Below are 13150 nucleotides of genomic sequence, written 5' to 3'. Positions count from 1 at the left end.
AAGCCCGGTGTTGCGGTGCTGCGGAAGCGTCAGGCTCGCCTCCTGTTCGAGGACCGCCATGACAAGGCTCCGATCGCAATACCGAACCAGCGCCTGACGGACAGAGAGGCCTTCCTCCTCCTCGATATGGGAGGAAAATTCCACGGGCGAAGTCACCTATACTTTCGCTCCCATTCCAATGGGGTCTGCGAGTGAACCAAGACCAGTCGCTGGCCCACCTGCCTCCCCATCTCCGCGAGGTCTGCGATCTGCTGGCCCGCGGCCTGGTGCGGCTACGGAGTCGCACTGCGGATGATATCGCGCGTGACCTCGGGGTCCAGAGAGAGAGTTCGCTACACTTCACCGGGAACCAGAGCGGTCATGCGGCGCCCGAGGAGGGGCAACTCGCATGACCCGAAATGCCGGACGGACAGCCGCCGCCACGCCGACCATTCCTGCTATCCCGAAGACCGACGTGCTGGGCCGGCTGGCCTGGATCCAGACCGCCCCGATCGCCCAGCTGAAGGAGCAGTGGCGCCAGCTCTACGGCAAAGAGCCGCCGCCGTTCAGCCGCAGCTACATCACCAGCCGCCTGTCCTATCGGGTCCAGGAGTTGGCCTATGGCGGATTGAAGCCCGAGACCCGGGCGCGGCTGGAGGCGCTCGGAGAGCAGCTGGACGGCGGCAATGTCGTGCTGCGGCGGATCCGAGCTGACCACCGACCGCTGCCCGGCACACGCCTGCTCCGCCAATGGCAGGGCGTCGAGCATGTGGTGACAGTCCGGGCGGATGACTTCGAGTACGAAGGCCGGCCCTACCGGTCGCTCTCCGCCATCGCCCGGCACATCACCGGCACACGATGGAACGGCTGGACCTTCTTCGGTTTGCGCGGGCGAGGTGACGCATGAGCCGCCGGCCGCGCCAGGAGGCGCCCATGCCGGCCACCACGAAGAAGCTCCGCTGCGCGGTGTACACGCGCAAGAGCACGGAGGAGGGTCTGGAGAAGGAGTTCAACACGCTGGACGCCCAGCGGGACGCCTGCGAGGCCTATGTGCTGTCCCAGCGGGCCGAGGGCTGGGTGCTGGTGCCCGACCGCTATGACGATTGCGGCTTCTCCGGCGGGAACCTCGACCGGCCGGCCCTGAGGCGCCTGCTGGCCGACATCGAGCAGGGCCGGGTCGACGTGATCGTGGTCTACAAGATCGACCGGCTGAGCCGCTCGCTGATGGATTTCGCGAAGCTGGTGGAGACGATGGAGGCGCACGGCGTCACCTTCGTCAGTGTCACCCAGAGCTTTAGCACGACGACCAGCATGGGTCGGCTGACGCTGAACATCCTGCTCAGCTTCGCGCAGTTCGAGCGTGAGGTGATCGGGGAGCGTATCCGGGACAAGTTTGCGGCGAGCCGGGCACGCGGGATGTGGATGGGCGGGAAGGTGCCGCTCGGGTATGACGTTCGAGATCGGAAGTTGATCCCCAACGACGACGAGGCTCCGCGGGTTCGGCGGGTGTTCGAGCTTTTCGTCGAGACGGGATCGGGGACGGAGACGGCGCGGCGGCTCCAGGCGGAGCAGGTGACGAGCCGGTCTGGCCGCCCGCTGAACAAGGGCGACGTGTACAAGCTGCTGCACCTGCGGACCTACATCGGAGAGGTCACGCACAAGGGGCAGGTCTATGCCGGCGAGCATGAGGCGATCGTGTCCAGGGAGCTCTGGGACCGTGCGCATGGCCTGCTGCAGACGAGCCCGCGGACCCGGGCCACGCCGAATCGGCAGCACGCGCCGGCGCTGCTGAAGGGGCTGATCTACGGCCTGGACGGTCGGGCTCTGTCGCCGACGCACTGCCGTAGCGGCGGGCGGCTGTATCGATACTACGTGGCGCAGCGGGTGCTGAAGGGTGAGGACGACGACGGGGGCGTCGTGCGCCGGGTGTCGGCCGCCCCCATTGAGGCAGCCGTGATCGACCAGGTCCGCGCGCTACTGCGGCAGCCGGAGATCGTCGCCGGCACATGGCTCGCCGCCCGGGCCGAGGGATCGAACATTACGGAGCGAGAAGTCCAGCAGGCGCTGGTCGGGCTGGACCCGCTGTGGCGCGAGTTGTTCCCGGCGGAGCAGGCGCGGATCATGCGGGCGCTGGTGGATCGGGTGGTGGTCGGGCCTGAGGGGGCGGACATCCGGCTGCGGGTGGAGGGGCTGGCCGGGCTGGTGCGCGACCTCACAGCCATTCCGCCCGAGGCTCTGAGGAGCGCGGCATGAGCGGGCAGTGCGCAGCCACGCACATTACGGTTCGGGTGCCGCTGGCCCTTCGCGCGAGGCCGGGGCGGAAGACTGTCATCGTGCCAATACCGCGTGAAGGCGAGGAGTCGGTCCAAACGACGCGTTCGGACCCGGCGCTGTTGAAGGCGCTGGCGCGGGCGTTTCGCTACCAGCGCCTACTGGACGAAGGGCGATACGCCTCGATCACGGAGATGGCGGGGGCAGAGAAGATCGAGCGGGGGTATCTGGGGTCGCTGCTACGGCTGACGCTACTGGCGCCGGAGATCGTGGAAGCAATCATGGACGGGCAGGGGGCTGACGGGATCAGCCTGCCTGTCCTGCTGGGGCCATTTCCCGAGGACTGGACTTGCCAGCGCGAGCGGCTCTGAAGGCTGGCAGCTTCGCGCCCATCCTGGCCGTTTCCACGTCAAGTCGGCGATCCTGGAAGCTGCCATAGGTTCATGCTGATCTATCAGCACGCGTGGACAGCTGACTCTGGAATGTCACAGTAGCCGTCCGCTTGTCGGGTCCAGAGCGGGGGCCGGCATGGCGGGGTCAAGCAACAGTTGGCTCCCGCGTCGCCGCGAGCCGGCTATAAGCGATCCATGAAGATCATCCACACCGCCGACTGGCAACTGGGAAAACCGTTCGGCCGCTTCGAACCGAACGTCCGCTCTGCTCTGACCGAAGCGCGGTTTGCGGCAATCGACACGATTGGCATGGCGGCAGCGGAAAAGGGTGCCGATCACGTGGTGGTCGCAGGTGACGTCTTCGACACGGAGGGGCCGGAGGACCGCACGATCGTGCAGGCCCTTTCGCGAATGAAGCGGCATGCTTGTCATTGGTGGCTGCTCCCAGGCAACCACGATTTTGCGCGCAACGGCGGCTTATGGGATCGAGTGCGCGCGCGGGCCGGCGACAGTATCACTGTCCTGACGGATCCCGCGCCGACCGAGATCGAGACAGGCGTCTGGCTGCTGCCGGCACCGCTCACGCACCGTCACAATCTTGATGATCCCACAGAGCTGTTCAACGGCATGGAGACGCCTGGCGCGAGGCTGCGCATTGGTCTTGCCCATGGCTCCATCCGCGATTTCGGCTCGCGTGGAGAAACCAAGAGCCACATCGCGCCCGATCGTGCGTGCAGATCAGCGCTCGACTACTTGGCGCTCGGCGATTGGCATGGCGTGCTGAAGGTCGATGCGCGGACATGGTATGCCGGGACGCCGGAGACCGACCGCTTCCAGCGCGACGAACCAGGGCAGGCGCTTCTAGTGGAGCTTTCAAGCGACGCGGAGCCCCACGTCACCTCCATTCGGACAGGGCAGTTTCAGTGGCTCGTCCGTGACTGGACGGTCAATGATCTGGCGGCCTTCGCGGCCGAACGCGATCGGTTGCTCGGTGTAATCGACCCGTCGGCGACGCTTCTTCAGCTTTCGCTAGCCGGGATCGCGACTCTCATCGATCGCGTCGCAATCCTCACCGACCTTGAGCATGATCTCAGCCACCGATTGCGGCTCCTGGATGTCCGCGCAGATGATCTGGTTGGTCGGCCGAGCGAGAACGATCTGGCGTCACTCGCCGTCGAAGGGATACTCGGCGCCGCGGCGGCCCGATTGAACGAAAGGATGGAGCGGGGGGGATCGGATAGCCTGATCGCGAGACGGGCGCTCGAGCGCCTCTTCGTCGAATATAGCCGCGAGGAACGGGCATGAGCCTCCGAATTCGCCGGATCAGCGTTTCGGGCTTCCGCAAATTTCGCCAGCCATTTGCCATCGAGGGGCTGACCGACGGACTAAACATCGTCATCGAGCCCAACGAGACTGGCAAGTCTACGCTGCTCGAGGCACTGCGCGCGGCCTTTTTCGTGCGCCACGGCACCAGGAACCAACTCGCCCAGTCCTACGCGCCGCATGGCGACGCGGTCGCACCTGAGATCCAGGTTGCGTTCGAGGCGGATGGCGCGCCCTGGAGCTTGAGCAAGAGGTTTCTCAAAGGCGCGTCGGTCGAAGTGATCGGACCGCAGGGAAAGGCGCAGGGGGACGAGGCCGAAGCACGGCTTCATATCCTGCTTGGCTCGGTCCGGGACACGAGCCAGCGGGGCGATGCTGCGAGCTATGGCGCGCTGGGGCTGCTCTGGGTCGCTCAGACCGAAGCGCTTAGCGTCAGCGCGCCCGGTCAGATCGTGAGGGACACGGTGCGCTCGACCTTGGAAGCCGAGGTGGGCTCAATCATGGGCGGGCCCGCGTACAAGCGGGTCCGTGATCGCGTCGATGAGCAATATGCCCTTTACTGGACCCCGACAGGCCAGCGCCGCGGCCGCCAGACCGAGGCGAGTGAGCGGTTGCTGGCGGCGGAAGCCGCAGAACGGGAGGCTGCAGACCGTTTGGCGGCCCAGGAGCGGACCTTCTCGGACCTCGACGCCACCCGTGCCCGATTGAAGCTGGTTCAGCGCGAGATCGCTGACGAGACGGACGCGCACGCCCGGCAGGTGCTGGTCACTTCGCTCGAGGTGGCACGGGCCGCGGCGCAGATCCTGGCGACTCGGCGTGCTGAACTGGAAGCCGCAAACGGCACGGTGAGGGCACTCGAAGATCTGCAGAGTCGATATGCCAGCGCCGTCGACGCCCGCGAGGCCGCGGAGCGGCGTCTGGCAAGCACGCGCGACCAGCGCGCAGCGCTGGCTGGCGAACTCGGCGAGGCCCGGCAGCGCGTCGCGACTGCACGGCAGGCACTCGACCTCGCCCGGGCGGCCCGGCAGGAGGCGCGTACAGCCCTCACGCGCGGCGAGGACCGGCGTCGCGCGGCCGAGCGTAGCGCGGCCATCGCGGCGGCAAGCAAGCGCCACGCCGCGCTGCTCGATCTCGAACGGCAACAAATTGACGCGCGGGCGCTCGCGGCAAGAGCGACCCCGGCGAAGGTCATCGACGAGCTCGAGGCCAACGAGCGGGCGATTGCCGAAGCGCGCGCAACGGTCAACGCGGGCGCGACCATCCTCGCGCTCACCGGATCCACCACCGGCATTACGATCGATGGTGAGCCGGCGGCGGCCGGCGAACGCACCCTGATCCGTGAGACCGCCGTCCGTCTCGGCGACGCCGAGTTGATTGTCCGGCCGCCACTGACCCTTGCCAGCGCGGAGGCCCGACTGACCTCGGCGCTGGAGAAGCAGCGGGCCGCCCTCGCCGAGCTCGAGCTTCGGGACATCGCAGCAGCGCGCGCGCGTAACGACGCCGCCCGGGACGCCGCGGCGGACCTCCGGACCATCGAGGCCCGGATCGCGGCGATCACCGCGGCGGACGCCAGTATCGGGCTGGCGGCCGGTGCGGAAGCGTTGAAGCTGCTCGTCGCTGGACTGGCGGAGGAGGTCGCGAACGAGGCGGCTGTGCCTGACCTGACCGCCCTGCAACAGGTCGCTGAGGCCGCTGAAGCACTCGCGGCCCGCGCCGAAGGAACCCACGGCAGTGCTCTCGACGCCTTGCGGCGCGCAGAAAGCGAGGACGCGCCGCTAGCGGCTGCGGAGGCGGGGGCCGAGAGCGATCTTGGGAATGCGGTCGCTCAGCTCGCCGCCATCGAGAGCCGTGCCGACTTCCTCAATCTGGAGCAGGCGCTCGTGATCGCGCGCGAGCGTGCAGCCAGGGCGGCCGTCCAGCTTGAAGAAGCGACACGCAATGCGTCGGCGCACGACGTCGCCGCGATCACGCGCAAGATCGAGACCATCGACGCGCGGGCGCGAACCGCCGGCGAGATGCGGACGAAGCTCGAGATGGAAGTCGCCCGGCTGGAGGCGGTTATCGAGAGTGAAGGGGGCAAGGGGCTGGCCGACCGTTCGGCGCATACCCGCGAAGAAGCCGAGGCGGCGCGGGCGGCCCTGCAGCGGACGTCCGAGGAGGCTGCAACCCTCAAGCTGTTGCGCGATACGCTGGAACAGGCCCGCATGGAGACCTCTAGCAAGTTCGTCGGGCCCGTGGCGAAGCGGGCGAAGCGGTACATCGAGCAGCTCCTACCAGGATGCGATCTGAGCTTTTCTGAGGATCTCGGGCTGGAGAGCGTGATCCGCGGTGGCATCGTCGAAGGCTGTGCCAATCTGTCCAGAGGTACGCAGGAACAGCTTGCGGTCCTCACCCGCATCGCCTTTGCCGACTTGCTGCTGGAGCAGGGACGCCCCGTTTCGCTGATCCTCGATGATCCGCTGGTCTACTCAGACGATGCGCGGCTCGACCTGATGGTGGAGATCCTCACCGAGGCGGCAACGCGCATGCAGGTGATCCTGCTGACCTGTCGTGATCGCGCCTTCCGGCATATCGGCGGGAACCGGATCGAGATGAGGTCATCTGGCTGACAATTGCCTGTGAGAACCGGGTAACGTCGTACCGGGCGTGCGAACCCGCTGGGACCGCCGGGGACGCCGCCGAAGGCGAGCAACTGGCCGCCGCGAACCAATGCCAGCGGACGGGCATGCACCCGTCGACGGACAGGAAACTCGATTGACAGCCGAAGCACTCAACCTAGCATCGGAGCATGAAGGGTGCATGCTGTTGGCTTGTATGAGCAAGATTGCCTGGGCCGAGCAGCCATCACCTGTCATGGTCCCCTAATCTGCTGGGCGCGACCTCCGCGTCGGCCCGGTCATCATTACGCCACGTGGGAATGATCCATGAAGGTCAGTCTTGTCACTATTCGGAACTTCCGGCGATTAGAGAATGTCGAGATCGACTTGGAGGAGCGGGAGTCGATCTTTGTCGGGCCGAACAACAGCGGCAAGACGTCAGCGGCCGCGATCTTTCGCTGCTTCCTTGGAGGGCGCGAGTTCAAAATTCATGATTTCTCGGTCGCCCGCATGGCCGACTTCGATGGGTTCGTGGCCACGGGCGATGCAGACCGGCTGCCGAGGATCAGCCTCGACCTGTGGTTCACGATCGATCCGGAAAGCATCGCGTTCGGCCGGGTGTTCACGCTGCTGCCTAAGCTCTCGGATTTCACGCGGGTCGGGATCCGACTCTCCTATGAAATCGAGGACGCCACTAAGCTGTGGGAGTATTACAATGCGGCCTACCCCGTGCAGGAGAGCGGGACACGCGGCAAAGCGCTGTCGCAGTACCTCGCGCTTGACGGAAACCTGTCTCGACATTGCACCGTGCGCTACTTCTCCCTCGACGAGAAGTCCAAGGAGGGCGCCCCGCCTGAGATCGTGACGAGCGAGCTCGAGCCGGACGAAGGCAAGCGCCTGCTGAAGCACCTTGTCCGTGTCGAGTTCGTCGACGCGCAACGCAACATCAACGATGACGACAGCAGCCGCAGCAATCGGCTCTCGTCGGCCTTTGCTGCCTTTTACCGCAAGAACCTCGATCAGGTCGGGCATGCGGCCGACGCTCACAGCGTGATCGACGAGAACAACAGGCAGCTGACGGACCACTATGCCAAGCAGTTCGATCCGCTGATCAGGCTGATCAAAGCTTTGGGTGTTCCTTCGATCAACGACCGTGAGTTGCGCATCATCTCCTCCCTCAGCCCGGAGACCGCTCTCCGCGGGAGTACCGAGCTGCTTTACGTCGATCCCAACCGCCAGCATGAGCTGCCGGAGCTCTACAACGGCCTCGGGTTCAAGAACCTTATCTACATGGCCATCCAGGCTCGGCACTTCCATTCCCAGTGGGTGATGACCGCTGAGAACAGGCCACTCTGCCTGATGATCTTCATCGAGGAACCTGAGGTCCATCTTCATGCCCAGGTCCAGCAGACCTTCATCTCGAACATCTGGCAGGTGATCAACCAGTCGGCCGAGGCGGCCGGCGAACCGGATCTCGTTCCGCAGCTCGTCGTCACCACCCACTCCTCCCACATCATGGAGGCCGTCAACTTCGAGAAAGTCCGCTACTTCCAACGCTGTCATATCGCCGGCGAGACGGCGGCGTCGGGGATCCGAAACGCGTCCGCGGTTCGCAGCCTTCGCGCATTCCAGCCCGACGTGGAGACGATCGATGGCAAGCTGGTTTCGCCGGCTGAGTCGCTTGCGTTCCTCAAACGCTACCTGCGTCTGACGCATTGCGACTTGTTCTTTGCTGATGCCGCGATCCTGGTCGAAGGCGCCGTCGAAAAGTTGCTCATGCCGGCCATGATCGAGAGCGCTGCGAAGCGGCTGCGGACCACGTACCTGACCATCTTGGAGGTGGGCGGCGCCTATGCGCACCGGTTCGAAGGCCTGCTCAGCTTCCTCCACATTCCCTATCTCGTCATCACGGACCTCGATTCGGTCGCGCCCACAGGCTATCCGAGTGCCTGCCGCGCAGACATTGCTGGCGCGCGAACGTCGAATGCCTCGCTCAAGAAGTTGTGCGGGAAGACGACGGTCGCGGATCTGATCGCGTTGACATCGGACGACAAGAAGCACTCGGCGAAGGACCGCTGTATCGCCTTCCAGACCGACATTCTAGTCACCGACGGCACCGCCCAGCAGGCGCTTCGCCCCCGCACCCTTGAGGAGGCGATCGTCTACGAGAACTTCAGCTTGCTCCGGTCCGGCACGCTCTCGATCGGTGTAGCCGTTCGCACGCCCCTCGATGAGGCCTACCAGGACGTCTATGACCGGATCCGGTCCGACAGCTTCAAGAAGACCGACTTCGCCATGGACATTCTGGCCTGCACGGAACCGTGGATCGTTCCCGACTATATCGCGGAGGGTTTGCGCTGGCTGGAGGCGCGCCTCTGCCCGCCACTTGCCGGAGCGACCGCGTCGGCCGTCGCTGTCGCGGCGGCGGCCTGACATGAGCGCCTGGGTCGAAAGCGAAGCCGATGCGCTTGTCCGCGCCTGCCTCCACGAGCGTCGCAGCTTCGCGATGGTCGCCGGGGCCGGGTCGGGCAAGACCAGCTCGCTGGTCGACGCGCTCGGTCGCGTCCGCGACCGAGAAGGGGCTGCGCTCCGCCGGCAGGGACAGCGCATTGCCTGCATCACCTTCACTCAACGCGCGGTCGAGGTGATCAAGGTCCGGCTGAGGTTCGACGAGCTTTACCTGGTTTCGACGCTGCACAGCTTCCTGTGGGAACAAATCAGTCGGTTCCACGAGGACATTCGCGAGGCGCTGCGGGAACGCCGCATTCCGACGCTCATCGAAAAGGCGAAGGAAGACGACAACGGTGGCAAGAGCAAGAAAGCGCAAAAGGCCCGCTCCAAGATCGAGCGTTTGACGGCGGAGCATGCCGCACTCGCGACGGTCGACACCTTCGACTATGCCGACACCAGCTTCAGCGATTATGGGCGGGGTCAGATCGGTCACGACGACGTGATCGGGATCGCAACCTACCTTTTCGAGAATAACGCAACTTTTCGACGGATCACCGGTCTCCGCTTTCCATACATCTTCGTCGATGAAGCGCAGGACACGTTCGAGGGCATCGTTTCCGGGCTCAATCTCGTTTGTGCCGGCAAGGGGCTGCCGCTGATCGGCTATTTCGGTGACCCTTGGCAGCAAATCTATGACCGGAGCGCCGGGGAGTTCGCACCGCCAGAGGGCGGTGAGATTATCACCAAGACCGAGAACTTCCGGTGTTCGAAAAGCGTCATCCGGCTCCTCAACGCCTATCGCCGCGACGTCGAGCAGTATGCGGCCGGCGACAACAAGACTCGCGAAGGGAGCGTCGAGTTCCGGCTGGTGAAGGCCGAGGAGCCGACGGAGCCGCGCAAGCGCTATGGAGAGGATCAGGTCGAGCGTGCGCTCGCCCGGATGGACGCGGCCATCGCCGAATGGGGCTGGGCTGGTCGCGATGACGTGATCGGGCTCTTCCTCGCGCGTCAGATGATCGCGCGTCGGCTCGGCTTTGCGGAGCTCAACAAGCTCTTCACGGGCGACTACGCCTCCTCCCGCGCGCAGGATGCGTTCGAGGCTGGCGAGCACTTTCTTCTCAAGCCCTTTCTGACAACGATCTGGCCGTTGATCACGGCCAAGGAGCAAGACGACGGTCGGACCATTGTCGATCTTTTGCGGCGTGGAAGCCCGGCGTTCGCGGTGGATGGTGTGAACGCCGGGAAGTCGCTGAAGTCGATGATCAAGACGTCGACGGCGCTGGTTGCGCAGCTGCACGCGTTATGGGGGACCGAGACCATCGGCGACATCCTTCGCTTCTGCATCGACAAGCAGATCATCCCGCCTTCTGAGCGTCTTTGCGACCATCTGGGCCGGACGCCCCGGAGCGAGGCCTATGACGAGGATCTGCACGGACCTGATAAAGGCGACTGGCTCGCTGACGCCCTGTTCCGCATGGCTCCGGGGCAAGTTGCACGCTATGCCGGCTATATCGCCAAAAACACGGCCTACAGTACGCAGCATGGCGTTAAGGGGGAAGAATATAAAAAGGTTTTGGTCGTCTATGATGACGTCGAGGCCGCCTGGAACCAGTACAGCTTCACGAAGATGCTGACCCCGAATACTGCCGGAGAACCTACCGAACGTCAGCGGTCCCAGACGGAAAAGCTGGCCTATGTCTCGTTCTCGCGGGCGACGGAGGATCTTCGCGTCCTGCTATTCACGAGCGATCCGGAAGCGGCGCGCGCGGAACTCATCAGCAAGGAGCTGCTCTCGCCCGACCAGATTACGGTGATGATGTAGCGCACGACCTGGACGGCTACGCCCGGCTCAATGTCGTCCCAGGCGCTCGGCGACCTGAACGGAAGTCGGCTTTGCTTGTCAGGACACCCGAAAACCGCCGGTCGGCTACCGGCCACAAGCCGTCATGCGTCAGCAAGTCAGCAACCGGTGCCATCGGATGCAGATGCGTTGAATTTTCGCGTTGCCCGACCGCGCTCCTCGGATGCTGCTTTGCGCCGCTCTGGTCGCAGTTCCTCGATCGTAGGCTGCCACCAGCCACGTGCGAGATCGGTCGCGCTGGGCGGTGAGCGTGCCGGCCAAGCCTGAATCAGTTCAGAATGACTGGGCCGACGCCAAGCCGCCCAGACCAAGGTCGCGGCCTCGACCAGGACACCGGGATAGAAGCGCGTGCTGACGTCGGGCTCGACTAGTTCTCCCGTGACCATTGTGAACATCACGCCACCGATGTGGGTCATGAGCACCTTGTCGAGCGGCGGTGCCGTGTCCGCCGGCACGGGATACCTTTGTCGGCGACGCTCCGCGGTCGAAGACCGCTTTTCCTCAGCATCGGGACTGGCGGCGCGTTCCTTCTTGCGCTGCCGCCGTGCCTCAGGCTCGGCGAGGCGCGCAGCGTCTTCGATGAGAGACCAATGTCGACGCAAGTCTTCGTAGGAGCGGAACGGAACGCGCCACGCCTTAAGAACCGGATCCCAGTGGGCCCATGGAACCTCCCGAAGCGCGGCAACCACCGTCCGGGAGTAGGGTGTTCGAACAACGAAATCGTCACCGACCTCCAGGAATGGGCTGGTGATCGGCTCGAATTCGTAGGCGTCACGCCCGCGCTGATCGGCGTGTGCCAGAGCACCTCGCCATTCCTGAGCGGACCAGATTCTCAAACGCCGTTCAGCCGTCTTGCCGGGGACGAACCAGCCGCCGAGATCCTCCCGCCAGCGGGCTCTGGGAAAAGCCTCACGAAAGCGATCGACGGTCGCCCGATCGAACGGAAAGCTTGCGACAGCTCCCGGCGCACCATCCTCTGCACCTCTCGGCGCCACGTTGAACTCGACGGTCTCGTCAGCCACGTGTCGCCTCCAGCCTCAGCCTATCCCTTATGAAGTCGCTTGGCATTGGCTCGCACGCGCCGCCGAGCCGGTCCCATGGCTGCTTTGGCGATGGCCTCGGGACCGGCGCCGCGCATCGCGGCGATGCCCGCTTCGACCATGCCCGTAGCGACGGCCTTCTGCTTCTCGGCGGCGAGGGCGGCAAGGCGCGTGCTCGCCTTCGCCGGATCGGACCAGAGCTGCGCGCTGTGCGCCATGAAGACCCAGCCGGCTTCCGCGAGCCAGGCATAGGCCGTGAAGGGATTGGCGATCGATTTGCGGGCCATCCGTCAGCCGCATCCCGCGCAGGTCATCAGCCCGCGTCGCGTGCGAGCCTCCTGAACGCGATGGCCGCAGCGCAGGCAATTGGTCCCAGTGTCCTCGTCGTCGAAGGGATCTGCGGGGTCGACCGAGTTTGGCAGCGCGAGCTTTCGCGGACGACCGCGGGGCCGAGGGGGCTGAGTGGCTTTCTCGGGAACAGGAGAGGCCGTCTCGCTGGGCTGCCAGGCAGGCATGACGTGCGCCTTCGGTTCGGCGACGGCCCGGGCTTCGAGCGCCTCTATCGGTTTCGCGACGGCGGGCTTCGTCGGGAAGCCTTCGGACCAGACTGCCGCACGAACAGTTGAGGGCAGGCCACGCCGATCCTCCTGCGCGGGGCGCCCGGATTTGACGTGCACGACCTCGACGGCTCGCGTGCCGTGTGCGCTGCCTCGGCGTGGGACGTTCAGGACTTCACGTCGTGGGGATGGTTCGGGCGAATCGTCGCGAAAGCGAGCGAAGACTTGATGGATGTCCGTCATGGATTCCAAATCTTATGGCCTGTTGGCAGCAAGAGCTTGGCGCTGCGGAGGCCGTTGGCGTTTCGATTGCCCCAGGGATCGCAACCCCGAGCTAAACCGCAATGTGCCATGGCAAATCGTAATCAGATCAAGGGAATAAAGCTTGAGGGTAAAATCGGCGTACCCTCAAGGTGCGGAGACTCTGCGCTCTCGGGAGACGAAAACGGTGCCTCGTTGCGCGTTCGCACCATCAAGGTTTGCGCAAAGAGACCGGCCAAACCTGGGCTACAGCGCGATGCGATCCGATGAGAGAATGTTTGTCTGGGGAGAGACTGGAGCAGCGGTAGGAACCGAGACGACAACGTTCTCTGGGGCATTCTCAAAGTTCGTCGGCTCCTCGGCGTACAGGTTCTCAGCCTAGCGCAGAGCGCAAACGTTCGCATTGACTGTCGCCGCG

The 13150-nt window shown here is 64.9% G+C and carries 9 protein-coding genes; 7 read left to right on the top strand and 2 right to left on the bottom strand.

Annotated features, from left to right (window positions below; translation table 11 throughout):
* Positions 1–388: 388 nt before the first annotated feature.
* The 7 genes from EJV46_RS01235 to EJV46_RS01205 all read left to right on the top strand — a co-directional run bounded on the left by EJV46_RS01235 (position 389) and on the right by EJV46_RS01205 (position 10835).
* Entirely contained in the window at positions 389–886 is a 498-nt protein-coding gene (locus EJV46_RS01235) for a DUF2924 domain-containing protein (protein WP_131546776.1), read from the top strand.
* Positions 887–912: 26 nt separating this feature from the next.
* Positions 913–2232 (top strand): recombinase family protein, encoded by a 1320-nt coding sequence (locus EJV46_RS01230; protein ID WP_240782353.1) that lies wholly within the window; start codon positions 913–915, stop codon positions 2230–2232.
* Positions 2229–2621, top strand: coding sequence for a hypothetical protein (locus EJV46_RS01225; protein ID WP_131546774.1), 393 nt, complete (start codon positions 2229–2231; stop codon positions 2619–2621). The genes EJV46_RS01230 and EJV46_RS01225 overlap by 4 nt, the downstream gene beginning before the upstream one ends.
* A 216-nt stretch (positions 2622–2837) precedes the next feature.
* Positions 2838–3947, top strand: a complete 1110-nt coding sequence (locus tag EJV46_RS01220) for a DNA repair exonuclease (RefSeq protein WP_131546773.1) — start codon at positions 2838–2840, stop codon at positions 3945–3947.
* Positions 3944–6574: an ATP-binding protein gene (locus tag EJV46_RS01215; RefSeq protein WP_131546772.1), complete on the top strand. Its 2631-nt coding sequence runs from the start codon at positions 3944–3946 to the stop codon at positions 6572–6574. Before EJV46_RS01220 ends, EJV46_RS01215 begins: the two co-directional genes overlap by 4 nt.
* Positions 6575–6889: 315 nt before the next feature.
* Positions 6890–8995, top strand: a complete 2106-nt coding sequence (locus EJV46_RS01210) for an ATP-dependent endonuclease (protein ID WP_131546771.1) — start codon at positions 6890–6892, stop codon at positions 8993–8995.
* 1 nt (position 8996) lies between these two features.
* On the top strand, positions 8997–10835 hold the full coding sequence (locus EJV46_RS01205; protein WP_131546770.1) for a UvrD-helicase domain-containing protein: 1839 nt from the start codon (positions 8997–8999) through the stop codon (positions 10833–10835).
* Positions 10836–10972: 137 nt separating this feature from the next.
* Here EJV46_RS01205 and EJV46_RS01200 read toward each other — a convergent pair whose 3' ends face one another.
* Both EJV46_RS01200 and EJV46_RS01195 read right to left on the bottom strand, forming a co-directional pair.
* A complete protein-coding gene (locus EJV46_RS01200; protein WP_131546769.1) occupies positions 10973–11896 on the bottom strand; it encodes a hypothetical protein in 924 nt (307 codons plus the stop codon).
* A gap of 20 nt (positions 11897–11916) precedes the next feature.
* A complete protein-coding gene (locus tag EJV46_RS01195; RefSeq protein ID WP_131546768.1) occupies positions 11917–12201 on the bottom strand; it encodes a hypothetical protein in 285 nt (94 codons plus the stop codon).
* Positions 12202–13150: the final 949 nt, after the last annotated feature.

Source organism: Roseococcus sp. SYP-B2431, from assembly GCF_004336745.1.
Taxonomy (GTDB): Bacteria; Pseudomonadota; Alphaproteobacteria; order Acetobacterales; family Acetobacteraceae; genus Roseococcus.
The sequence above is the reverse complement of the archived record's forward strand: the minus strand, read 5'-3'. Positions and strand labels throughout refer to the sequence as shown.